This window comes from Longimicrobium sp. (assembly GCF_036399255.1).
Lineage (GTDB): Bacteria > Gemmatimonadota > Gemmatimonadetes > Longimicrobiales > Longimicrobiaceae > Longimicrobium.
Genome location: NZ_DASWNM010000168.1, coordinates 20,146 through 42,686, shown reverse-complemented (window position 1 = coordinate 42,686; position 22,541 = coordinate 20,146). Strand labels below are relative to the sequence as shown.

General features: G+C 70.0%; 19 protein-coding genes and 1 pseudogene. 11 read left to right on the top strand and 9 right to left on the bottom strand.

Annotated features, from left to right (window positions below; genetic code table 11):
• Positions 1-439: 439 nt before the first annotated feature.
• Positions 440-1,336, bottom strand: coding sequence for an alpha/beta hydrolase (locus tag VGC13_RS32185; protein ID WP_331129459.1), 897 nt, complete (start codon positions 1,334-1,336; stop codon positions 440-442).
• Positions 1,333-2,568, bottom strand: coding sequence for a GAF domain-containing sensor histidine kinase (locus VGC13_RS32180; RefSeq protein WP_331129458.1), 1,236 nt, complete (start codon positions 2,566-2,568; stop codon positions 1,333-1,335). The genes VGC13_RS32185 and VGC13_RS32180 overlap by 4 nt, the downstream gene beginning before the upstream one ends.
• 261 nt (positions 2,569-2,829) lie before the next feature.
• Between VGC13_RS32180 and VGC13_RS32175 the strand changes: the two genes are divergently transcribed.
• The gene (locus VGC13_RS32175; RefSeq protein WP_331129457.1) at positions 2,830-3,612 is read left to right on the top strand and encodes an SDR family oxidoreductase; all 783 of its coding nucleotides are present in this window, start codon (positions 2,830-2,832) and stop codon (positions 3,610-3,612) included.
• Positions 3,613-3,794: 182 nt separating this feature from the next.
• On the opposite strand, the gene VGC13_RS32170 is transcribed toward VGC13_RS32175, so the two are convergent.
• From VGC13_RS32170 to VGC13_RS32155, 4 genes are all read right to left on the bottom strand, one after another.
• Positions 3,795-4,109, bottom strand: a complete 315-nt coding sequence (locus tag VGC13_RS32170; protein ID WP_331129456.1) for a hypothetical protein — start codon at positions 4,107-4,109, stop codon at positions 3,795-3,797.
• Positions 4,110-4,193: 84 nt separating this feature from the next.
• Positions 4,194-4,529, bottom strand: a complete 336-nt coding sequence (locus VGC13_RS32165) for a hypothetical protein (protein WP_331129455.1) — start codon at positions 4,527-4,529, stop codon at positions 4,194-4,196.
• Positions 4,530-4,656: 127 nt separating this feature from the next.
• A complete protein-coding gene (locus tag VGC13_RS32160; protein ID WP_331129454.1) occupies positions 4,657-4,983 on the bottom strand; it encodes a hypothetical protein in 327 nt (108 codons plus the stop codon).
• 131 nt (positions 4,984-5,114) lie between these two features.
• Complete coding sequence (locus tag VGC13_RS32155) at positions 5,115-5,435, bottom strand: hypothetical protein (protein ID WP_331129453.1); 321 nt, start codon at positions 5,433-5,435, stop codon at positions 5,115-5,117.
• Positions 5,436-6,205: 770 nt separating this feature from the next.
• Here VGC13_RS32155 and VGC13_RS32150 point away from each other — a divergent pair.
• The 3 genes from VGC13_RS32150 (at position 6,206) to VGC13_RS32140 (ending at position 13,091) form a co-directional block, all read left to right on the top strand.
• Entirely contained in the window at positions 6,206-7,966 is a 1,761-nt protein-coding gene (locus VGC13_RS32150) for a right-handed parallel beta-helix repeat-containing protein (RefSeq protein WP_331129452.1), read from the top strand.
• 59 nt (positions 7,967-8,025) lie between these two features.
• Positions 8,026-9,774, top strand: a complete 1,749-nt coding sequence (locus tag VGC13_RS32145) for a right-handed parallel beta-helix repeat-containing protein (protein WP_331129451.1) — start codon at positions 8,026-8,028, stop codon at positions 9,772-9,774.
• A 1,568-nt stretch (positions 9,775-11,342) separates the two neighbouring features.
• Positions 11,343-13,091, top strand: coding sequence for a right-handed parallel beta-helix repeat-containing protein (locus tag VGC13_RS32140; RefSeq protein WP_331129450.1), 1,749 nt, complete (start codon positions 11,343-11,345; stop codon positions 13,089-13,091).
• Positions 13,092-13,193: 102 nt separating this feature from the next.
• On the opposite strand, the gene VGC13_RS32135 is transcribed toward VGC13_RS32140, so the two are convergent.
• Positions 13,194-13,406 (bottom strand): hypothetical protein, encoded by a 213-nt coding sequence (locus tag VGC13_RS32135; protein WP_331129449.1) that lies wholly within the window; start codon positions 13,404-13,406, stop codon positions 13,194-13,196.
• Between the two features lie 104 nt (positions 13,407-13,510).
• Here VGC13_RS32135 and VGC13_RS32130 point away from each other — a divergent pair, with 104 nt between their 5' ends.
• Together VGC13_RS32130 and VGC13_RS32125 are read left to right on the top strand one after the other, a co-directional pair.
• Entirely contained in the window at positions 13,511-14,122 is a 612-nt protein-coding gene (locus VGC13_RS32130) for a DUF4013 domain-containing protein (RefSeq protein WP_331129448.1), read from the top strand.
• A 16-nt stretch (positions 14,123-14,138) separates the two neighbouring features.
• Positions 14,139-14,611, top strand: a pseudogene (locus VGC13_RS32125) (GNAT family N-acetyltransferase).
• Between the two features lies 1 nt (position 14,612).
• Here the strand turns inward: VGC13_RS32125 and VGC13_RS32120 are convergent.
• Together VGC13_RS32120 and VGC13_RS32115 are read right to left on the bottom strand one after the other, a co-directional pair.
• Entirely contained in the window at positions 14,613-15,236 is a 624-nt protein-coding gene (locus VGC13_RS32120) for a class I SAM-dependent methyltransferase (protein ID WP_331129446.1), read from the bottom strand.
• A 27-nt stretch (positions 15,237-15,263) separates the two neighbouring features.
• Positions 15,264-16,475, bottom strand: coding sequence for a cytochrome P450 (locus tag VGC13_RS32115; RefSeq protein WP_331129445.1), 1,212 nt, complete (start codon positions 16,473-16,475; stop codon positions 15,264-15,266).
• A gap of 163 nt (positions 16,476-16,638) precedes the next feature.
• Between VGC13_RS32115 and VGC13_RS32110 the strand changes: the two genes are divergently transcribed.
• The 5 genes from VGC13_RS32110 (at position 16,639) to VGC13_RS32090 (ending at position 22,465) form a co-directional block, all read left to right on the top strand.
• A complete protein-coding gene (locus tag VGC13_RS32110; RefSeq protein WP_331129444.1) occupies positions 16,639-18,198 on the top strand; it encodes a DUF4041 domain-containing protein in 1,560 nt (519 codons plus the stop codon).
• Positions 18,199-18,300: 102 nt separating this feature from the next.
• Positions 18,301-19,182, top strand: a complete 882-nt coding sequence (locus tag VGC13_RS32105) for a class I SAM-dependent methyltransferase (RefSeq protein WP_331129443.1) — start codon at positions 18,301-18,303, stop codon at positions 19,180-19,182.
• A gap of 14 nt (positions 19,183-19,196) precedes the next feature.
• Complete coding sequence (locus VGC13_RS32100) at positions 19,197-19,790, top strand: cob(I)yrinic acid a,c-diamide adenosyltransferase (protein ID WP_331129442.1); 594 nt, start codon at positions 19,197-19,199, stop codon at positions 19,788-19,790.
• 248 nt (positions 19,791-20,038) lie between these two features.
• Entirely contained in the window at positions 20,039-21,400 is a 1,362-nt protein-coding gene (locus tag VGC13_RS32095; protein ID WP_331129441.1) for an erythromycin esterase family protein, read from the top strand.
• 513 nt (positions 21,401-21,913) lie between these two features.
• The gene (locus tag VGC13_RS32090; protein ID WP_331129440.1) at positions 21,914-22,465 is read left to right on the top strand and encodes a hypothetical protein; all 552 of its coding nucleotides are present in this window, start codon (positions 21,914-21,916) and stop codon (positions 22,463-22,465) included.
• Positions 22,466-22,541: the final 76 nt, after the last annotated feature.

Here is a 22,541-nt window from a genome sequence, read left to right as displayed (position 1 = left end):
CGAGACGATGAGCGCCTCGAACTCAGCAAATCCGATCGCGATTGCAGGGGCAGGTAGGCACATGCACCCAATGTAAACTGGACGGGTGTTTTGGCGAGACCTGCCGCCGCCCTAAGACTTCGAATTGGACAAAGTCGAGCTGAGAGGGTGTTGCTAAACCTCAAATCCGTAATGAAGTGGTGACTTCCTGAGGGAGCGCACCACGTGTAACCAGAAGTCACACTACAGATTGCGCGCGACCGAAGGACCTCGTCTCGGTGGCGCAGGGGCCAGATCAGGGCACGGAACCAGCCCCGTCGTTCTGCTGGCGAAATCCTTCGGTCGGCGCCATGGCTTTTTCGTACCCGCAGATAGAGGAGCGGCGCCTCCCTCAGGAAGTCAATCACGGGGTGAGGTCTGGCAGCACCCCCTCAAAATGACGGCTTGGGCGGATCGGGTATCAGCGATTCAGGGCGGCGGGTGTGGCCGGACACGCGGTGCCGCGAGGGTCGCGGACGAAGGCGGCCAGGTCGTCCAGCACGGGGGCGCTGGAGATGCGGGGAACCGCTGCGGCCACGATGATCTTTACGTGCCCCACGCCGCGGTAGACGATGGCGCGGGCGCATCCCCCGCGCTCCTGGATGCGCGCGGCCAGGCGGAGCGAGCTTCGCGGCGAGACGGTCTCGTCGTCCGCGCCGTGAAGCAGCAGCAGTGGCGGCTCGGTGCCGTCCACGTGCGTGGCGGGGTACGTGGCGGGCCAGCCGGCGGGCGGGCCCATCAGCGCCTGCACGTCGGGGTCGGTCCACACCGTGTCCACCGGCCCCGCCAGCGCCGCGAACCCCCGCACCGCCCCCGCCGGCACCCCCGCCTCGCGCAGCCACCGCTCGTCCAGCGCCAGCAGCGCCGCCGTGTGCGCACCCGCCGAGTGCCCCACCACCACGACGTTCTCCGGGTCGCCGCCGAAGCGCGCGGCGTTGTCGCGCGCCCAGCGGACGGCCAGCGCGGCATCCTGCACCCACGCGGGAAAGCGCACCGCGGGGTACAGCCGGTAGTCGGCGACCACGGCTATCCAGCCGCGCCGCGTCATCGCATCCCCCAGCAGCCGGTACTCGTCCGCGCTTCCGCTCTGCCAGCGGCCGCCGTACAGGAACACCACCACCGGCGCCCCCCGCCGCACGGTGCGGGGGCGGTACACGTCCAGCCGCTGCCGCGCCTCCGCGCCGTACGGCAGGCCGGGCGTGCGGACGAAGTGGCTTCCCAGCAGCAGCCCCTCCGCCATCCGCCGCGGCGAGCAGCCGCCGGCCGCCAGCGCCAGCGCCGCGAGCAGCACGGCGCGCACCCGGCCGCGGCGCGTCATTCCGCCGCCGCCGTGGGGAGGGTAAAGAAGAAGGTGGCGCCCTGGCCGGGCGCGCTCTCCACCCAGATGCGCCCGCCGTGCGCCGCCACGATGCCGTGCGCGATGGTCAGCCCCAGCCCGGTTCCGTTGCGCCCCGCGCGGTCCGCCTGCCAGAACTGCTCAAAGACGTGCGGCAGCTGTTCGGGCGCGATCCCGGGGCCGGTGTCGGCGACGGAGAACACCACCTGCCCCTCCCCGCCTTCCAGCGCCAGGGTCACGCATCCGCCTTCGGGGGTGAACTTTACCGCGTTGCCGGCCAGGTTGCCCAGCACCTGCAGCACGCGGTCGGCGTCGGCGTGCACCACGGCCTCCCCGCCCCCGTCCCGCCAGTCGAAGCGGATCCCCTTTTCTTCGACGATGGGGCGCAGCCCTTCGCACGCGGAGCGCAGCAGCGCCGCGGCGCGGTGCGGGCGCGGCTCCATGGACAGGTGCCCGGCGGCGATGGTGGCCGCGTCCAGCAGGTCGCTGATCATGCGGTCCATCCGCCGGGCCGCGCGGCGGATGATCTCCAGCTGCTTGCGGGTGGCGGCCCCCGCGTCGTCGCGGGGAAGCACCTCCAGCAGGAACTCGGCGCTCAGCTGAACGGTGTGAACGGGGTTGCGAAGGTCGTGCGACACGATGCCCAGCACCTCGTCGCGCAGCCGCACCGTGCGCTGAAGCTCCTGCTCCACCTTCACCCGCTGGGCGATGTCCATCCGCAGCTCGATCTCGGTGCTCACCGACGCGGCCAGGTCCGTCAGGTTGCGGACGTCGTCGTCCGTCCAGTGGCGCACCTCGAAGTCCATCACGCACAGCGTGCCCAGCGCATGGCCGTCGGAGGTGAGCAGCGGAATGCCGGCGTACGCCGCCACGCCAAACTGCTCGATGGCGGGGTTGTCGCCCACCAGGGCGTGCGCGCGCGTGTCGGGGACGATCAGCGGCTCGCCCAGCATCACGGTGTGCTTGCAGAACGAGAACTCCAGCGGCGTGCCGCGGGTGGTGGCCAGGGGCTCGGGAACGCCCACGCAGCTCATGTAGAACTGCCGGTCGGCATCCACCAGCGTCACGGTGGAAAGGGGAGCCTTCAGCATGCGGCTGGCCAGTCGCGTCAGCCGGTCGAACGCCTCTTCGGCGGGCGCGTCCAGCAGCCCCGTCGCGCGCAGCCGCGCCAGCCGCTCGGCTTCGCGGTTCGCCAACACCTGCGTCGTGCTCATCTTACCTGGGATCGGGAGGACCACGGGGGGACGCGTTCGCAGGGAGCGAGCCACCCGCACGCACGCCGCCGCCCCGGCGCGGGAGCGGCCTCCCCGTACGGATACGGGCAGCGGCTCCCCGGAGGATTTCCCGCGGGCGGCCGCGGCGCGGAGGGGGCGGGAGCCGCGCCCGGGTCGGTCGACCCATTTCGCCGCGCGTCCGGACGCCGGAGATTGGCCCCGATCACGGTTCGCGACGGACCCGGGACGGAGAAACGCTGGATGAAGATCCTGCTGACGGGCGGTACGGGCGGGTTGGGGCGCGAGATCGTCCGCGCGGCGGAGGACGCGGGGCACACGGTGCGCGTCGCCAGCCGGCGCGCGCGGCCGGACGACGCGCCGGCCGGGCGCGAGTGGGCGCGCATGGACGTGGAGACGGGCGCCGGCGTGCGCGAGGCGCTGGCAGGCGTGGACGCGGTGATCCACGCGGCCAGCGATCCCAAACGGCACGCGGTGGTGGACGTGCAGGGCACGCGGCGGCTGGCGGAGGCCGCCCGCGCGGCGGGCACCGCGCACCTGGTCTACGTGTCCATCGTGGGCATCGACCAGATCCCGTTCGCCTACTACCGCGCCAAGCTGGCGGCGGAGCAGGTCGTCGCCGCGAGCGGGGTGCCGCACTCCATCCTGCGCGCCACGCAGTTCCACTCGCTGGTGGACGCGATGCTTTCCGGCTTCGCGCGGACGCCCCTCGTCCTTCCCCTGCCGAAGACGTTCCGCTTCCAGTCCGTCGCCACCTCCGAAGCGGCGGAGCGGCTGGTGCGCGCGGTGAAGGCGGGGCCGGGCGGGCGGCTGCCGGACTTCGGCGGCCCCGAGGTGCTGACGCTGGGCGAGATGGCGGAGGCGTGGAAGGCCGCGCGCGGCATCCGCCGGCCCACGGTGCACCTGCCGCTCCCCGGCCCGCTCGCCGCCGCCTTTCGCGCGGGCAAGAACACGTCGGACGGCGAGCGCGGCACCATCCGCTGGCACGACTGGCTGCGCGATCCGGCGCAGGTGGCTCGATCCTGAGCACGCGTGGCCCCACTCACGGGAGACGGAGCAGAGCGAATTCCGCCCCGCCATCGATCCCGCATTGTGCCGTGCGCACGTCGAGCCCCGGTGCCGTTCGTTCGGCACCGGGGCTCGCTGCGTCCCGCATGGGGGGATGCGGATTCAGCCGTGCGGGCGGGGACCCGCGTTTCACCGTCAGGTCAGGCGGTTTCGAGGCACAAACGGTAGCCGCAGGTGCCGCAGGTGTTGTACTCGATCGTCCCGTAGCAGTAGGCGTCGCACGTGCCGTTGCAGCTGGCATCACAGGTGGCGGCGCAGCTGCCGCCGCAGGTCCCGTTGCAACTGGCGTCGCAGGTGCCGTTGCACGTGGCGTCGCAGGTGGGGCAGCCGGGGCAGGTGCACTGGGTGTAGCAGGTGCACTGCTCGCCGAACACGGTCCCCTTCGCCTTTTGCGTGGCGGTGGTGTCGAAGCTCTCCACCGACAGCTCCTCCAGGTGCAGCTTCAGCTTGGGCATGGGGTTCCTCCAGGGTGGGTGCGGGGATGGTTCACGCAAACGGCCGCGCCCGTGGTCGAGGCGCGGCCGTTTGCGTCGGGTGCGTTAATTGACCCCCACGTAGCGGCGGCAGGGGTACACGCCGCAGGTGCCGTTGCCGTTGCAGGTCACCTCGTACTCCGTGCAGTTGGCAGTGCGGCACTGGAAGTAGTCACACGTCTCGCACGTGCCGGCGCAGCTGACGTCGTCGCAGGTGTACGCGCAGGTGTTGGCGCAGCTGGCCTCGCACGTGGCGTCGCAGGTGGGGCAGCCGGGGCAGGTGCACTGCGTGTAGCAGGTGCACTGCTCGCCGAAGACCGTCCCCTTGGCCTTGTGCGGGCCGGTGGTGTCGAAGCTGTCGACCGACAGGTCTTCCAGGTTGAGCGTAAGCTTGCCGCGCATGGGATTCACTCCAGACGTGAAGATTCAGAAGGGGCGCCCCGGACCCGCAGCGGTGCCGGGGCGTTTCGCTTCGTGCGGATGCGGAAACGGCGGCCGCTGCCGGCCGTCTCCGCGTCCACCGTCAGGGTCAGGGCACTTCGGCGCAGTAGCGGGCGCCGCAGGTGCCGTACGGGGCGCAGGTGTAGTCGTTCACCGTGCCGTAGCAGTAGGCGTCGCAGGTGCCGTTGCAGCTGGCATCGCAGGTGCCGGCGCAGCTGCCGCCGCAGGTGCCGTTGCAGCTGGCGTCGCAGGTGCCGTTGCACGACGCATAGCAGGTGGGGCAGCCGGGGCAGGTGCAGTTGGTGTAGCAGGTGCACTGCTCACCGAACACGGTGCCCTTGGCCTTTTCGGCGGTGGTGGTGTCGAAGCTGTCCACCGACAGGTCGTCCAGGTTCAGCGAAAGCTTGGCGCGCATGGTGATCTCTCCGGTACGTGTGGGATGAGGGTCGGCGCGTGCGCCGGATATGCGCCGCGTCCGTGCGTGGGCGGCGAAGCGGCGCGCCGGCCCCGCCAGGGAAGCCGGCCCGCCGGATCACCCGTGCCGGCTCAGGGGACCTGCCTGCAGGGATAGCGGCCGCAGGTGCCGTAGCCGTTGCAGGTGGCGTCGTACTGGGTGCCGCAGTAGTCGTAGGACTCGCAGTACTGGCAGGTGCCGTTACAGCTGGCCGCGCAGGTGGGGCAGGCCGGACAGGTCGCGTCGTCGCAGGTGTAGTTGCACGTGTTGTCGCAGGTGGGGCAGCCGGGGCAGGTGCAGTTGGTGTAGCAGGTGCACTGCTCGCCGAACACGGTGCCCTTGGCCTTCTCGGTGCCCGTCGTGTCGAAGCTCTCGACCGACAGCTCGTCCAGGTGCAGCTTCAGCTTGTTCATACGTCCTCCGGAACGTGGGGCGGTGAAGGTGCCGGCCCGCGGACGCGGGGCCGGCGGGGTTGGCCGCATTTCCTCAAGGGGATGCGGCCTTTCTTCTTTATGCCCAGCGCATTGGCGCCCTGTGCGCGGGCCGACGCAAAACGGCCGCGCCCACAGGGGGCACGGCCGTACGGATGCATGCGGATTCCATCTTCCCACAACAACAACGACACGCCTCCTGCCGCCCGGTGAACAGGGCGGCGGCATCAGGACGTGCGGAGCAGGGAAGGCGGCGCGAGTTCACGAGAACGCGGCAATCCGTGGGTGGTTGCAAGCAACGGGGCGCGGTTCACCCACGCAATCACGTGCCGGCCTCCCCGGCCGCACGCCGATTTCGCGGGTGGAACGTCACAGCGGGGCCACTCTCGCTTGCCGACATTAGGTGAAACAGGCGTATGCAAAATTAAGGCCGTCAACTGTGTGTGTCCGCCGTGAGAACGGCCATTGTGGACGAACGAAAAAATTCCGGAAATAGAGAATGGCCCGAGTGGTCCGGGCGTGTTGGGCATGAAGATGGGAGGCGGTCCCTGGCCAGTGATTCGCTCGCCAGGCGTAAAGCCCGTACGCGCAGGCTTTTGCCCCTCGTGAGGCTGCCGGGCCGCGAGGACAGGGTGTTGGCAATTGTCCGAATCGGGACTTGCCGCCGCTGCATGTTTACGAATAACATGTCCTGATGTGTGGATGCAGGGGGGGCGGGGCACGGAAAGCACTTCCATGAAAGGCCCGGGAGGATGAGCAGGAGAGAGTGGAAAAACCGAGTCCCCGCGCGGGGACTCGGCGCGTGGTGGATGCGCGCCGCCGTGCTGGCGGCGGCGCTGACCGCAACGGCCGCATGCGGGCGGGACGGGCCGCTGGATCCGGTGAGCGGGCGCGCGCTGCCGCCGGACGGGCCGTCGCAGCTGCTGAATCCCCTGTGCGCCGGCACCGGCGGAACGACGCACGCGGGCGGAAGCATCACCACGGCCGTCACCTGGCCGGCCAGCGGCAGCCCGCACCGGGTCACCGCCACGGTTACGCTTGCGTCGGGAAGCCAGCTCACCCTGCAGCCGGGGACCCTCGTCTGCTTCGAGCCGCAGACGGGGCTGCAGTCGTACGGCGGGCGGCTGGTGGCGCAGGGGACGGCCGCCGCGCGCATCGTGCTCACCGCCCGTGATCCGGCGCTGGGATGGAACGGCGTAAGCCTGAACCAGGCCCCCTCCGCCGCCAGCCAGCTGAAGCACGCGACCATCGAGTTCACCACCCGTACTTCGGGCGGCGTGTACGCCTACCTGCACCCGGTGGCCATCGACAGCACCATCATCCGCCAGTCCGGCCACGGGGTCACGCTGTGGGGGCGGGGCTCCAGCTTCAGCCGCTCGCGCGTGGACACCACCACCAACCGCAACGTCCCCGCCGTCACGCTGCGCGACACCACGAAGTTCGAGCAGTCCGTCATCCGGCGCGCGGCGGGCATCGGCCTGCTCGTCGAGGGTGCCGGCATCCAGATCCTGGGCGGGCGCATCGAGGGGAGCGGGGGAATCGGGATTTCCGCGAACCAGTTCAGCGGGATTCCCTGGGCCATCGCGCCGATCCGGGTGGTGGGCGGAAGCAGCTATCCCATCGAGACGAGCGCCTCGATGCTGCGCAGCCTGTACCCGACCTCGTTCTGGCAGGACAGCCTCAAGGGCAACGCGCGCGACACCGTGCTGATGCGGGGCGGTGAGCTCAGGGTAACCCTGCCCGCGCGGGCAGGGCTGCCCTGGCACGTAACGGGCTCAATCACCGCGGTGGTGGGTGGAGCGCTGCGCGCCGAGCCGGGAGCGCGGCTGGTGCTGGACGAGGGGGTGGGGATCAACGCGCACTCCGGCGGCCGCGTGGTCCTGCGCGGATCCGCCGCGGATCCCGTGGTGCTCACGGCGGATGATCCGTTTGTCGGCTGGGAGGGCATCACGCTGGACAGCGCGTCCACCACCCCCAGCTACGTCACCAACGCACGCGTAGAGCACGTGGCGTACGGCCGCACCGCCCTCGTCGCCAACGCACCGCACGCGGTCATCGTGGACAGCGCCGTGTTCCGGCAGAACGGCCGTGCGGTCACGCTGCTCTCCGCCGGCTCGCAGCTCAGCCGCAGCCGCGTCGACACCACGCTCTCGTCGTCCGGGCCCGCGGTGGAGCTGGGGGCCGACGCCGTCCTGGCGAGCACCCTCATCCGCGGCTCGTCGGGCGACGGCGTGGTGATCCACACCGCGACGGTGCAGGTGCAGTCGTGCGAGGTGCGCGGGAGCGTGGGCGACGGGATCGTGCTAAGCGCGGCGACGCCCATCCCCAACTGCAACCTGGTGAGCAACGGAGGCGTGGGGGTGCGCAACAACACCGCCGGCGTCGCGGTGGTCGCCAACAACTGGTGGGGTGACGCCGCGGGGCCCTTCGGGCCCAACGGGGACGGGTTGTGGGGCACGGCGAACTACACGCCCTTCCTCACCGCGCCGTACGTGCTGCCCTACGTGCCGTAGCGGTCGTGCAATCCGGTGGATGACGGAAAGCTCATCACTCCGAACGAAGAGGCCAGCACATGATGAATGGAAAGGGAGCCGGCGCGCGCGCCCTGTCGCGCGCGCTGACGGCCGCGGCGCTGGTGGCCGCACTGGCGGCGTGCGACGGGCATGCGCCGCTGGACGCGAACGGCGGACGCGCGCTGCCGCCGGAGGGGCCGTCGCAACAGCTGGATCCACGGTGCGCCGGCACCAGCGGAACCACGCACGCGGGCGGCAGCATCACCACGGCGACGACGTGGCCGGCCAGCGGCAGCCCGCACCGGGTCACCGGCACGGTCACGCTGTCCACGGGAGGGACGCTGACGGTGGAGCCGGGGGTGGTCGTCTGCTTCGAGCCGCAGACGGGGCTGCAGTCGTACGGCGGGCGGCTGGTGGCGCAGGGGACGGCGGCGACACCCATCGTGCTCACCGCCCGCGACCCCGTGCACGGGTGGTACGGCGTGAGCCTGCAAGGGGCGCCGGTCAACACCAGTTATCTCACCAACGCCCGTGTGGAGTACGCCAGCGTCTACTCCACGGCGATTGCCTCGTTCGGCCACCCGGTGCTCATCGACAGCACCGTGGTGCGCCAGAGCGGCGGCGGCGTACGGCTGCAGGGGCGCACCTCGCGCTTCTGGTACTCGCGGGTAGACACCACCACCAACCGCAACATCGCCGCGGTGACGCTGGGCGACAGTGCGCGCTTCGTGGAGAGTGTCATCGTGCGCGCGGCCGGGATCGGAATGCTGATCGAGGGAACGGCTGGCATTCGTGTGCTGGGCGGGCGTATCGAAGCCAGTGGCGGCACCGGGATTCGTGCGCCCAACCACACCGGCATCATACAGAGCGCACCGGTGCGGGTGGTGGGCGGCGCCAGCTACGGGATCGAGACGACCATCGCGCTGCTGCGCAAGCTGTACGATTCCAACGACGGTACGCTCCAGGACAGCCTGAAGGGGAACGCGCGCGACACCGTGGTCATGCTGGGAGGGCCTCTGGTCAACAACTCGGTGTACGTTCGCCCCGGCCTGCCGTGGCACGTAAAGGCGCCCATCACCGTAGAAGGAGGCGGGCTGCTGCTGGCCCGGAGCACGGCGCTGATGGTGCTGGACCCGGACGTGACCATCAGCACGAGCTCCAACGGGCGCATCAATCTGCGCGGCACGCCCGCCGCGCCCGTGGTGCTGACGGCGGACGATCCGGCCTTTGGGTGGGGTGGCATCACGCTCAACGGCATGCCTACCGTGCCCAGCTACATCAGCAACGCACGCCTGGAGCACGTGGGCTACGCACACACCGCCGTCGTGGCCAACGCTCCGCATCCCGTCATCGTGGACAGCGCCGTGTTCCGGCAGAACGGCCGCGCGGTCACGCTGCTCTCCGCCGGCTCGCAGCTCAGCCGCAGCCGCGTCGACACCACGCTCTCGTCGTCCGGGCCCGCGGTGGAGCTGGGCGCCGACGCCGTTCTGGCGAGCACCCTCATCCGCGGCTCGTCGGGCGACGGGGTGGTGATCCACACCTCGACGGTGCAGGTGCAGTCGTGCGAGGTGCGCGGGAGCGTGGGCGACGGGATCGTGCTCGACGCGGCGACGCCCATCCCCAACTGCAACCTGGTGAGCAACGGAGGCGTGGGGGTGCGCAACAACACCGCCGGCGTCGCCGCGGTCGCCAACAACTGGTGGGGCGACGCCGCGGGTCCGTTCGGGCCCAACGGGGACGGGTTGTGGGGCACGTCGAACTACACGCCCTTCCTCACCGCGCCGTACGTGCTGCCCTACGTGCCGTAGCCGCGCACCGCACCGGCGGATCGAGCCCGGCATCCTGATCCATCGCACGTAACGCCAGGCTGTGGCCTTATACCCGATCCGGCCAAACTGTCATTCTGAGGGAGGCGCCGCGCGGTGCTCTCCTTTCGCCCGGCAGTGTGGCGCCGACCGAAGAATCTTTATCCGAAGCGGCAGGATCTTTCCGTCACGCGGGGTTCCCGGGCTCTGCCCGGGAGAGGACTCCGCGCGAGGGGAGGGAGATTCTTCGGTCGCGCCCAACTGGCTCCGCAGTTTTCCCGGAAGTCCGGGGTGGGCGCTCTCTCAGAATGACAGGTGTTTCCTCGGATTTGGAATATACCCGATCCGGCCAAACTGTCATTCTGAGGGAGGCGCCGCGTGGTGCTCTCCTTTCGCCCGACAGTGTGGCGCCGACTGAAGAATCTTTATCCGAAGCGGCAGGATCTTTCCGTCACGCGGGGTTCCCGGGCGATGCCCGGGAGAGGACTCCGCGCGAGGGGAGGGAGATTCTTCGGTCGCGCCAACGGGCTCCGCGACTTTCCCGACAGCCCGGGGTGGGCGCTCTCTCAGAATGACAGGTGTTTCCTCGGATTTGGAATATGCCAGATACGGCCAAACTGTCATTCTGAGGGAGGCGCCGCGTGGTGCTCTCCTTTCGCCCGACAGTGTGGCGCCGACCGAAGAATCTTTATCCGAAGCGGCAGGCTCTTTCCGTCACGCGGGGTTCCCGGGCGATGCCCGGGAGAGGACTCCGCGTGAGGGGAGGGAGATTCTTCGGTCGCGCCAACGGCTCCGCGACTTTCCCGACAGCCCGGGGTGGGCGCTCTCTCAGAATGACAGGTGTTTCCTCGGATTTGGAATATACCGATCCGACAAAACTGTCATTCTGAGGGAGGCGCCGCGTGGTGCTCTCCTTTCGCCCGACAGTGTGGCGCCGACCGAAGAATCTTTATCCGAAGCGGCAGGATCTTTCCGTCACGCTGGGTTCTCGGGCGATGCCCGGGAGAGGGCTCCGCGCGAGGGGAGGGAGATTCTTCGGTCGCGTCAACGGGCTCCGCAGTTTTCCCGGAAGTCCGGGTGGGCGCTCCCTCAGAATGACAGGTGTTTCCTCGGATTTGGTATCCCATGGATCGCCGAAGTCAGCTGAACTCTCCTCCGTTGACTCCGTCTGAGAGGGTGTTGATAAACCCCCAACCTCACAAAGAAGCGATGACTTCCTGAGGGAGCGCACCACGTGTAACCCGATTCCACACAACCGCCTGCGCGCGACCGAAGGACCTGCTCTCCGGCGAGGCGGGGCCGGCTCCATGCCGCGGGACCAGCTCTGTCGTTCTGCTGGCGAGGTCCTTCGGTCGGCGCCAAGGTGCAGTGTGCAAGTGAGTTACGGGGTGGCGCCTCCCTCAGGAAGTCAATCACGCCGGGAGGTTTGGCAACACCCTCTGAGGCTATCTTCTGTCGATCAGTAAATCGTATTTATTGACTTAATTTGCGATTGTCTGCATCTGTTGTTTGCACGCATCGTGGCATCGAAGGTCCCTCTCGGAAAAGGTGGCCGTATGAACAGGCAGCGGGTGGCAGGAGAAATCCGTGGGGCGGGTCCGCGGGTCCGCGCGCGGGTGCTGGGGGCCGCGCTGGCGGCGGCGGCCGCGCTGGGCGCGTGCGACCGGGGCACGCCCCTGCAGCCGGCGGCCGCGCTGCCGCCGGACGGGCCCGCGCGGCTGCTGCACCCGCTGTGCACCGGCGGCGGCGGGCAGACGCACGCGGGAGGCAGCATCACCACCGCCGTCACGTGGCCGGCCAGCGGCAACCCGCACCGGGTCACCGGCACCGTCACGCTGTCCACCGGAGGAACCCTGACGGTGGCCGCGGGCGCCATCGTCTGCTTCGACGCGGGCACGGGGGTGCAGTCGTACGGCGGGCGGCTGGTGGCGCAGGGGACGGCGGCGGCGCCCATCGTGCTCACCGCCCGCGACCCGGTGTACGGATGGAACGGCATTACGCTGAACAGCGAGCCGCCGTCGCCCAGCCTGCTGACCAACGTGCGCATCGAGGACGTGCACCTGTACTCCATCGCCGTGTCGTCGTACTTCCACCCGGTGGTCATCGACAGCGCGGTCATCCGCCAGAGCGGGCAGGCGGTGCTGCTGCAGGGGCGCAGCTCGCGCCTTTCCCGTTCGCGCGTGGACACCACCACCGACGCGTCGGGGCCGGCGGTGCTGCTGGGGGACAGCGTGCGCGTGGAGCAGACCACCATCCGCGGCGCGGCGGGCACGGGGCTGTACGTGGGCGGCGGGGCCGGCGTGCACCTGCTGGGCGTGCGGGTGGAGGGAAGCGGCGACGTGGGGCTGCAGGTGCCCAACCCCGGCGCCATCGCCTCGGCCGATCCCGTCCGCGTGGTGGGCTCCAGCTCGTACGGCGCCTGGCTGCACGTGGCCGCCATGGCGAAGCTGTATCCCGGCCTGGCGGACCAGGACAGCCTGGTGGGCAACGGGCGCGACACCCTGGTGGTCACGGGCGGCGCGCTGAACGCCCCCGTCTACGCCCGCGCCATCCTGCCCTGGCATGTCATGGAAACGCTGCAGGTGGGGGCGAACGGCGTGCTGTACGGCCAGCCGGGCGCCCTGTTCGTCTTTCACCAGGGAACGGGGATCCGGGCCAGCGGCGGCGGGCGCGTGCGGCTGCGCGGGTGGCGCCCCGCCGCGGTCGTGCTCACGGCCGACGACCCCGCGCTCGGGTGGACGGGGATCGCGCTGGAGGGCACGCCCAGCGCGGAAAGCTGGCTGACCAACGTGCGGGTGGAGCACGTGCAGGTGGATTCCACCGCGGTGGCCGCGTACGCGGGACACCCGGTGGTCATCGACAGCGCCGTGTTCCGCCAGAACGGGCAGGCGGTGGCGTTGCGGTCGCAGGGCTCGCGGCTCAGCCGCAGCCGCGTCGACACCACGCGGACCTCGCAGGCGCCCGCCGTGATCCTGGCCTCCGACGCGGTGATGGAAAGCACGCGGGTCCGCGCCTCGTCGGGCGAGGGCGTCTCCATCCGCGGCGCCGCCGTGCAGGTGCTTTCGTGCGAGGTGCTGAACAGCGTGGAAGAGGGGATCATCATGGGCATCGGCGCGACGGTCGATGTCCACAATTGCAACCTGGTGGGCAACGGCATGGCGGGGATCAACAACAAGGACACCGCCACCACGGCCAGCGCGACCGGCAACTGGTGGGGCGACGCGGGCGGCCCCACCGCGCCGTCCGGCGACGGCGTGGCCGGGCTGGTGACGTACGGCCCGTGGCTCACCGCGCCGTACACGCTGCCCTACGTGCCGTAAGCCCGCGGACACGGCGAACACCCCCTGCGCGGCGGGCGCAGAGGGGTGTTCGGGCGGCGGGAAACGACAAAGGCCCCGGCGAACCTTGCCGGGGCCTGCGTCTCAGTTCTGCGCCGCGGTGCCGGTGGGAGCGCTTCCCGCCTTGGCCGCAAACTCGTCGCGCGCCGCGGCGCCGTCGTGCTCGCCCTGCACCAGCGAACTCTGCGTGTAGTGGTCCTGGAACGGGAACAGGAGCCGCTGCAGCAGCGTACGCCCCTGGCCGGCCCGTGCACGCTCGAACGCTTCCTTGTACACCGCCTTGTTGCTCACGCTCATGGAACCTCCTGAAGCTGTGAGGATTCAACGACATCGTGTACACTATAACACATGCGCGACGTTTGCGCCCGCTTTTTGTTTCTTCGCCCGCCCGGAGCCCCCTGGTGATCGACCTGCGCACGCCCGTTTCCCTTCGCACCAGCTTCGCCTTTCCCCTGCAGACGCCCCGGGCGCGGCGCGAGGTGCTGATCGGCGCGGCGCTGCTTCTCGTGCCCTTCGTGGGCTGGCTGCTGAACATGGGGCACCGCGTGGTGATGGTGCACCGCATGATGCACGGCGACCCGGCCTGGCCCGCGTGGCGCCACCCCGGACAGCTGCTGCGGCACGGGCTGGTGACCTTTGGCGGAATGGTGTACTACTACCTTCCCGGCGCCGCCCTGGCGTACGCCGGCTGGCGGGAGGACGCGGCGTGGGTGACGGTCGCCGGCGGCGTGCTGCTGGCGCTGGCCACGCTGGCCATCCCCGGCTACATGACGCATTACTGCCGCGCCTTCGACGCGGCCGAGATCTACGACCCCGTCCGTGCGCTCTCCCGCGCGCTGGAGGGCGGGGGCGCGTACTGGCGGGCGTGGGGCGTGGCCCTGTGCGCGCTGGCGCTCTCGTTCGTGGGGCTGCTGGGGCTGGGCGTGGGCTTTCTGGCCACCAGCGTGTGGTTCTGGCAGGTGGCGGGCTTCAGCTTTGCCCGCGTGTTCTCGCAGAAGTACGGCCTTACCTGAATCCACCGTCCCCCTGATGACCGACCCGCGCGCCGGCCTGCGCCTTTCCTTCGACACGGCCCGGATGGACGTGGATGCCGTCCACGCCTACCTGGCCGGCGAGTCGTACTGGGCCCGCGCATTCCGCGCGAAGTGGTGGCGCGCGCCATCCAGCACTCGCTGTGCGTGGGGATCTTCGACGGCGCGGCGCAGGTGGCGTTCGCGCGCGTCATCACCGACCGCGCCACCTACGGCTACCTGGCCGACGTGTACGTGCTGCAGGCGTACCGCGGGCGGGGGCTGGGCAAGTGGATGATGGAGGCCATCGACGCGCACTCCGAGCTTCAGGGCCTGCGGCGCTGGGGATTGATGACGCAGGATGCGCACGGCCTCTACGCGCGGTTCGGCTACACCCCGCTGGCGAATCCGGACCGCGCCATGGAGCGCACCCGCCCCGGCATCTACGCCCGCCCCGCCGATCCGGCGGCGGAGCCTTCCTCTCCCGGCTGACTCACGTCCGCGCCACGATCCAGAGGAAGGGGACCGGCTGCCCGTCCTCGTCCTCCGTTTCTACGCGCGACCGCTGGATGCGGAAGCCCGCCTGGCGCAGCAGGCGTTCCGTGGTTTGCGCCGCGTGGCTGCTGGAGTACATCCGCACGCCCAGCCAGCCGTCTTCCACGTGCCCCGGCGCGTCCCGCGTGCCGAACGAGGCCACGAACCATCCCCCGGGCCGCAGCCACCGGGCGATCTCGCGGAACAGACCCGCGTGCTCCTCGCGCGGCAGGTGGATGATGGAGTAGAACGCCACCACCGCGTCCACGCTCGCGGGCGCGGCGCCGAAGCGCGCCATGTCCGCCTGCACCCACGCGGCGGAGGGGATTTCGCGCCGCGCGATCCGCAGACTGCGCCACGACAGGTCCACGCCCACCAGCCGGTGCCGCTCCGCCAGCATCCGCGATGTCGGACCGCCGGCCCCGCATCCCAGCTCCAGCACCCGCGCGCCGGGTTCGATCACATCCAGCACCAGCCGGGTGTACGCCAGCCGCTCGGCCGTGCGCGTGCGCAGCGCCCACGCCGCGTGCCGCTCGGCCGCCTCGTCGTACCCACGCGCCACGATGCGCTTCGGATCGTCCATCGGCTTCCCCACGAGGTCGAGGGATGGTCAGAACGCCAGCGGAAGCTCGCGCAGGCCGCGCAAAAAGGCGTGTTTGCGCCACCGCAGCGCGTCCGGCGCAGCGGCCAGGCGCAGGTCGGGCGCGCGCTCCAGCAGCGCGGCGAGGGCGATCTGCGTCTCCAGCCGGGCCAGCGGTGCCCCCACGCAGTAGTGCGCGCCGATCCCGAAGGCCAGGTGCCGGTTGGGCTCGCGCGACAGGTCCAGCGCGTCCGGCGCCGCGAAGTGCGCCGGGTCGCGGTTGGCCGCGCCGATCACCCCCAGCACCATCTCGCCCCGGCGGATCGGGACCCCGTGCAGCGCCAGGTCCTCGCGTGCGTAGCGCTCCGTAGCCAGCTCCACCGGGCTGGTGAAGCGCGCCAGCTCTTCTACCGCCGTCCTGATCATCCCCGGATCGCCGCGCAGCGCGGCCGCCTGCTCCGGGTGCCGCACCAGCACCAGCGCGGCGCTTCCGATCAGGTTCACCGTGGTTTCGTGGCCGGCGGCCAGAAGCAGGAAGACCATCCCCAGCAGCTCGTCCTCGTCCAGCTTGTCCCCCGCCTCCTCCGCCTGCACCAGCGCGGTGACCAGGTCGTCGCGCGGCTCGGCGCGGCGGGCGGCGAACAGGCGGCGCAGGTAGCGGAACAGCATCCACACCGACGGCAGCAGCCCCGCGACGTCCGCCGGGCCGCTGGCGGAAAGGATGCGCGTGGTCCAGCGGTGAAAGCGCTGCTGGTCCGCCGGGGGCACGCCCAGCAGCTCGGAGATGATGGTGAGGGGGATCGGCAGCGCGAACTCGCTCACCAGCTCGATCTTCCCGCCACGCCTGGCCCGGCCCAGCAGCTCGTCCACCAGCGCGTGGATGCGCGGGCGCTGCGCCTCCACCATCCGTGGCGTGAACGCCTTCTGCACCAGCGCGCGCAGCCGCGTGTGGTCGGGCGCGTCCAGGTCCAGCATGTTGCGCGTGAGCGGCCGCAGAAAGCCCGGCATCCAGATGGCGTCGCCGCGCCCGCCCTCGCCGCGCGCGTTGGCCGGGTTCTTGGCGAAGCGCGGGTCGCGCAGCAGCGCGTCCACGTCGTCGTAGCGAGCCAGCAGCCACGCCCCGCGCCGCCGCCCCAGCCGGGTGCGGTGCACCGGTGCCTCCTCCCGCAGCCGCGCATAGGTGGGATACGGATCCGCCTTGAAGCGCGGGTCTGCGAGGTCGAACGGCGGGATCGGCGGCATGATGCGGGGCGGGGCTGAAAGGTGGCCGGGTCCCGCAAGTTACCCCTCTGGGCAGATCGATCCAAGTCGCGCAGGATTGTCCCGTTGGTACTTCCCGCATGAGTGGAATCCAATTATCGTATACATCCTTTCCACCCCCTCTCCTCCCCACTGCTGCGCCGCAATGACTACCCCTATCCTCATCGTTCTTCTCACGGTTTCCATCGGGGCGCTGGCATTTCTTGCGAGGCGGCTACGCAAGGCAGACACACGCCTTTCGTATCTGGAGCGCCGCTTTCAGGGGATTACTGATCTGGAGCGTGAGAGGACAAGGATCATCAGTGAGACCGAGTCCGAGCGCATTCGGATTCAAAGAGAGGCCAGCGAGGCGAGTGCCAGAACGATCGCCGATGCGGAGCGGGAGCGTGCGCGCATACAGGCGGAGGTCGGCACCTCGACGACCAGAATGGTAGAGGAAGCGGAGCGCGAGAGAACTCGTCTTCAGACGGAAACAACGCGTCTGACGGTGCAGCGCGAGACGATGGAGCGCGACACGCGGGAGATCCAGGCCGCGCTTGAGCTACTCCGTGCGGAGCACGCACTGCTGGACGAAGAGGCAAACCTCCGCTCGTTCGGCTACTACGAACCGCGATGGGACCTCGAGAACTCCGACCGCTATGCGGCGAAGCTGGAGGAGATCCGTGCCGCTCAGAAGACACTGATCCAGTCTGGAGATGCGGCCGTTTGCCCGATTCAGTGGGAGGTCGGCGGGAGCAAGGTCGAGGGGCGAAAGATGACTGCCCGCATGCTCAAGCTCCTGCTGCGCGCCTTCAACGGCGAGTGTGACGCGGCCATCGCGAAGGTGAAGTACAACAACTTCCACGTGATGGAAGCGCGGATCATCAAGGCGTTCGACGCGATCAACAAGCTGGGCGAGGTGCAGAGTTGCTCCATCACGCGGCGCTACGTCGAACTTCGGCTGGATGAGCTTTCCCTGAGCCACGAGTACCAGGAAAAGCTCCAGGACGAGAAAGAGGAGCAGCGTCGCATTCGCGAGCAGATGCGTGAGGAGGAGGTCGCGCAGCGGGAACTCGAAAAGGCCCGCCTGGATGCGGAGAAGGAAGAGAAGCGCTACGAAACCGCATTGGCAAAGGCCCGTGCGGAAATTGCGGATGCACAGGGTGATAAGCAGGCCAGGCTGCTGGGGCAGATCGAGGAGTTGCAGCGCCGGTTGGACGAGGCGCACGCAAACAAGGAGCGGGCAATCGCACGGGCACAGATGACGCGCTCAGGGCACGTGTACGTGATCTCCAACCTGGGTTCATTTGGTGAGCATGTGTACAAGATCGGGATGACGCGACGCCTGGACCCGCAGGATCGAATTCGAGAGCTTGGCGACGCCTCGGTCCCGTTCCAGTTCGACGTGCATGCGGTGATCTTCTCGGAAGATGCTCCGCGGCTGGAAAATTCCCTCCACAAGCTGTTCCGGAACCGGCGGATCAACTGGGTCAACGACCGCAAGGAGTTCTTCCACGTCTCGCTGGATGAAATTGAGACGGCCGTACATCAGCATCATGGAACCATCGAGTTCCTCCACTTCCCCGAGGCGGAAGAATATCGCAAGACTCTCGCGATGATCCGCGAAGAGCATGAGCGCCAGCCGAGTCGCGAAACGGAGTTCTTCCTCCAGCGCGGGCTCAAGATCGTGGCGGAGCCGGAACTCGCGGTGCCCGCCATGGCTTGACGTCGATCCGGCGATGGCCAGCCCGGTTGTGAGGCAATGAGATCAAGCGATAGGTTGTCCGCGGCCCCGATGAGCTGGGCGCGGACAACTCTCGTTTTCGCCGTGGACGACATCGATCAGAGCCAGGCCTCGGGCGCGCGGGCGGCGGAGTACTACGATTCCGCGTGGCTGGACGGGGTGGAGCTGCCGGGCACCGGCATCGTGGGGCTGATGCTGGGCGACCAGCTGCATCCCCCCATGGTGGACGACGACGGCGTGTGGGGCAGCGGCCCGCGCTGGGTGGAGGGCGCCCGCGAGTGCACCCGCCGCCTGGCGCGCCTGGCCGGCATCGGACCGGACGACGTGGTGCTGGACGTGGGCTGCGGCGTGGGCGGCGCGGTGCGGCAGGTGTCGGCGGAGTTCGGCTGCCGCGCCGTGGGGCTCAACGTGAGCGACCTGCAGCTGCGGACGGCGGCGGGGCTGGGCGGGCCCGCGGGGCGCATCGCCTACCTGCGGGGCGACGCGCAGCGCATTCCCGCGCGGGAGGGGGCGTTCACCTGCGCGTGGACGTTCAACATGTTCTACCACATCCCCGACAAGCCGCGCGCCCTGCGCGAGATGCACCGCGTGCTGGCCCCCGGCGGCCGCCTGGCCTTCGACGACTGGGTGCTCACCCGCGCGGCGGACGCCGCCGACCAGGCCGAGCTGCGCCACCACTGGAGCAGCCCCGACTGGATGACGGACGCGCAGCTGCTGGCCGCCCTGCACGACGCCGGCTTCGACCTGCGCGGCGAACCGGTGGACTACACGCACGTGGGCGAGGGGGTGATGCGGCGCCTGTTCACGCCCACCTACGACCGCGACTTCGCGCCGCGCATCGCCGCGCTGGACGCGCGCTGGGGAAAGCGGATGGCCGACGACTTCAGGGACGCGGTGGAGCACACGATCGACCTGTACGCGTGCGGCAGGCTGCGCTACCTGCAGCTGGTTGCCGCGAAGCGCTGACCCAACGGAGCATGGTGAAGAAGTCCAAGCTGTACACCGGCCACGGCGACCGTGGCCAGACCTCGCTGTTCGGCGGCGAGCGCGTGGCCAAGGACCACCCGCGGGTCGATGCCTACGGCCTGCTGGACCAGACCTCCGCCGCCATCGGCTTCCTCGTCGTCTCGCTGCCGCAGGGCGAGATGCGCGACGAACTGCAGCAGGTGCAGAACGCCCTGTTCGACATGGGCGCGGAGCTGGCCACGCCCCCCGACAGCCGCCTGCAGTACAAGCTGCCGCGCGTCATCGAGGAGGAAGACTGGCGCCGGCTGGAGCGCCTGCTCGACGAGTACGACGCGCAGGTGCCGCCGCTGCGCAGCTTCGTCCTTCCCGGCGGGGACGAGACGGCGGCGCGCGCGCACCTGGCCCGCACCGTCTGCCGCACCGCCGAGCGCGCCGTCGTGCGCCTGGCGCACGAGGAAGAGGTGCGCACCGACGTGCTCACCTACCTCAACCGCCTTTCCGACTTCCTGTTCGTCTGCGCGCGCCTGCTCAACCACCGCGCCGGCGTGGACGAAGTCACCTGGACCCAGCGCCCCCGCACGGATTCCGCCACGGAGCCTGCGGGCTGACGCGACCGGCTCCTCCGCATCGCGACCGATTGGGGAGTGGCGGATGGATGGGACGGGCTTCCGGGGTGCGCCGGGGGCCCGTCGTTCATTCGTGTCCTAAGTGGATGTTACAGATCAATTTAGCCCGATGGATGATGCGGATTCGCTGGCACCGGTCCTGCTTTCCCCACGCCCCCCGCCGAGTGCCGGCGGGCCGGCCGATTCAATGCGGGCCGGTGAATCGAAGGACCTTTTGCGGTTGCACCATCATGAAGACTCCGTTTCGCACCCGCTTGGCGGCCGTCCTTTGCGCCCTGCTCTTTGCCGGCGCATGCGAAGGTGACGGCACCGGCGCCACCGGCGGCCTGAACGGCGAGGAGGCCCGGCTCGCCGAGAGCGTGCGCCAGGCGGCGATCCCGCTCACCGGCGCCGCAGACGAGTACGATCCGCTGCTGGCCATGCTGAACGGCCGCCGGTTCGCGCTGCTGGGCGAGGCCACGCACGGAACGCACGAGTTCTACCGCGAGCGCGCCGAGATCTCGCAACGGCTCATCGCCGAGCAGCAGTTCGCCGCCGTGATCGTGGAGGGCGAGTGGGAGGATGCGTGGAGCGCCAACCAGTACGTCCGCGGCACCGGCGGCGAAACCAGTGCGGCAGCCGCGCTCGGCGCGTTCAACCAGTTCCCGCTGTGGATGTGGCGCAACCCGGAGGTGGCCGGGTTCCTGGACTGGCTGCGCACGCACAACGCCGCGCGTCCGGCGGCGCAGCGGGTGGGCTTTTACGGGATGGACGTGTACGGGCTGATGGAATCGCTGCGCGAGGTGCCCCGCCTGCTCGAGGCGGTCGATCCCGCCGCGGCCGAGCAGGCGCGCACCCGCTACGCCTGCTTTGGCGAGTACCGCTCGGCCGAGGCGTACGGCCGGGCGGTGGCGGCCGGCGCCTCTGCCGGGTGCGCCGACGAGGCGCGGACGCAGCTCGCCGAGCTGCACGCCCGCTGGAGCGCCAGCCCCGGCGACGAGCAGCTGTTCAACGCCATGCAGAACGCGCGCGTGGTGGCGGGCGGCGAGCAGTACTTTCGCATCAGCTATCGCGGCGGCAACGCGTGGAACCAGCGCGACCAGCACATGGCCGAGACCGTGACGGATCTCTCCCGCCACCTGGAGGCGCGGGGGATGAGCGGCCGTGTAATCGCCTGGGCGCACAACTCCCACGTGGGCGACGCACGCGCCGCCTTCCTCGGCGGCGGGATGGAGCAGACGCTGGGCCGGCTGATGCGCGAGCGGCACGGCGAGCAGGTGGGGCTGGTGGGCTTTACCACGTTCGACGGCAGCGTGCGGGCCGCCGCGGCGTGGGGCGCGCCCGGCCAGGAGCGCGACGTGCGCCCGGCGCTTGCCGGCAGCTGGGAGAGCGTCTTCCACGGCACCGGCATCCCCAGCTTTTTGCTGCTGCTGAACCAGGCGCCGCTGGCGGCGGAGATCGGCGACCGCCGCCTTCTGCAGCGCGCCATCGGCGTCTCGTATCACCCCGAGACCGAGCGGCAGAGCCACTACTTCACCGCCGAGATCGGCAGCCAGTTCGACGCCGTGATCCACATCGACCAGACCACCGCCCTGGGCACCCTGGCGGAGTAGATCGGCGCGGCGGATCTGGCGTCCTCTCCTGGGACGATGACGCCGGCCCCCGCCGGACGCGTGCAGGCGAAGCCCCGCACGGACGCGCCAGCGGCCGGGGCGGGGCTTCTGGCATTTCCAGCCGCGGGTTGATGCCCATTGCGGATCTGGTTCGGTGATCGCCCCGTTGCGGACGCGCAGGTGCCTGGGACGCCGCATGTGGTCGGGCCGCCGAGTCCGTGAAGGCGGACGTTGCGATTTTCCAGCGGCGAATTCATTCGCTCCAGCGGGCGGACGGCACGTGGCCGGATCAGATTCGCAACGAGCATCAACCCGCGGCCTACCCGCCCTTGCCACGAAGGGAAATCCCCCGCGACGGATGCTCTTCGCCGTGCGGGTTTGCGGTACGAAGGATGGGGGAAAGCCGCGCCTGCGGTCGAGGAAATCTCCTCATACGCGGCGGGGGTGTGGGGTGCATCATGTAAGGAGGAAGCAGACGTTGTTTCCTCAACCGTTCTGACAGGATGCACTCCCATGCGTGACCGCACTTCCCGGCCTCTCGGCCTGATCTCCTGGCCCTTCCGCAGCCGCGTCACCTCTCCCCTGTGGCTGGTGCTGCGCATCTACCTGGCCTCCATCTGGATGAACTTCGGCGTCGCCAAGATCCGCGGCGGCTGGCTGAAGGGTGATGCGCTCGAAAGCCTGCTGGGCGCCGTGGCCGACGGCCAGACGCCTGCGCCGTTCCCCTTCTACCCGCGCGTGGCCGAGATCCTGGTGGCCACCGGGATGGATGCCGTGCTCTGCGTCCTCATCCCCCTGGCCGAGGTGGCGGTCGCCAGCGCCTTCCTCAGCGGCGTGCTGCTGGTGCCCGCCGCCATCTGCGCCATCCTGCTGAACCTGAACCTGATCCTTGCCGGCATCGCCTCGGTGAACTTCGACGGGCGCATCATCGCCCTGCAGGTGCTGCTGCTGGCCGCGTGGCGCGTGGCGGGCTACCTGGGGCTGGGCCGGCGGGCGTGGTGGCGCGGGTGGCTCAGCAGCTTCCACGACCCGCGCGGCCCGCTTCCCGGCGCCGGCACGGCGTAGATCCGGCGAGAGGGGGCCGCGCCAGACGGTTCCGCGCGGCGCCCCCTCCGCTCGCTCAGGCTCGCACCTCCCCCAG

What these genes read in the sequence shown, in the direction of transcription:
- VGC13_RS32175 (WP_331129457.1), top strand. Translation starts at nt 2,830, where the DNA reads ATGAAGATCCTGCTGACGGGCGGTACGGGCGGGTTGGGGCGCGAGATC.
- VGC13_RS32165 (WP_331129455.1), bottom strand. Translation starts at nt 4,529, where the DNA reads ATGCGCGGCAAGCTTACGCTCAACCTGGAAGACCTGTCGGTCGACAGC.
- VGC13_RS32185 (WP_331129459.1), bottom strand. Translation starts at nt 1,336, where the DNA reads ATGACGCGCCGCGGCCGGGTGCGCGCCGTGCTGCTCGCGGCGCTGGCG.
- VGC13_RS32135 (WP_331129449.1), bottom strand. Translation starts at nt 13,406, where the DNA reads ATGAGCGTGAGCAACAAGGCGGTGTACAAGGAAGCGTTCGAGCGTGCA.
- VGC13_RS32170 (WP_331129456.1), bottom strand. Translation starts at nt 4,109, where the DNA reads ATGCCCAAGCTGAAGCTGCACCTGGAGGAGCTGTCGGTGGAGAGCTTC.
- VGC13_RS32160 (WP_331129454.1), bottom strand. Translation starts at nt 4,983, where the DNA reads ATGCGCGCCAAGCTTTCGCTGAACCTGGACGACCTGTCGGTGGACAGC.
- VGC13_RS32155 (WP_331129453.1), bottom strand. Translation starts at nt 5,435, where the DNA reads ATGAACAAGCTGAAGCTGCACCTGGACGAGCTGTCGGTCGAGAGCTTC.
- VGC13_RS32090 (WP_331129440.1), top strand. Translation starts at nt 21,914, where the DNA reads ATGCGTGACCGCACTTCCCGGCCTCTCGGCCTGATCTCCTGGCCCTTC.
- VGC13_RS32180 (WP_331129458.1), bottom strand. Translation starts at nt 2,568, where the DNA reads ATGAGCACGACGCAGGTGTTGGCGAACCGCGAAGCCGAGCGGCTGGCG.
- VGC13_RS32115 (WP_331129445.1), bottom strand. Translation starts at nt 16,475, where the DNA reads ATGCCGCCGATCCCGCCGTTCGACCTCGCAGACCCGCGCTTCAAGGCG.
- VGC13_RS32095 (WP_331129441.1), top strand. Translation starts at nt 20,039, where the DNA reads ATGAAGACTCCGTTTCGCACCCGCTTGGCGGCCGTCCTTTGCGCCCTG.
- VGC13_RS32145 (WP_331129451.1), top strand. Translation starts at nt 8,026, where the DNA reads ATGATGAATGGAAAGGGAGCCGGCGCGCGCGCCCTGTCGCGCGCGCTG.
- VGC13_RS32110 (WP_331129444.1), top strand. Translation starts at nt 16,639, where the DNA reads ATGACTACCCCTATCCTCATCGTTCTTCTCACGGTTTCCATCGGGGCG.
- VGC13_RS32150 (WP_331129452.1), top strand. Translation starts at nt 6,206, where the DNA reads ATGAGCAGGAGAGAGTGGAAAAACCGAGTCCCCGCGCGGGGACTCGGC.
- VGC13_RS32120 (WP_331129446.1), bottom strand. Translation starts at nt 15,236, where the DNA reads ATGGACGATCCGAAGCGCATCGTGGCGCGTGGGTACGACGAGGCGGCC.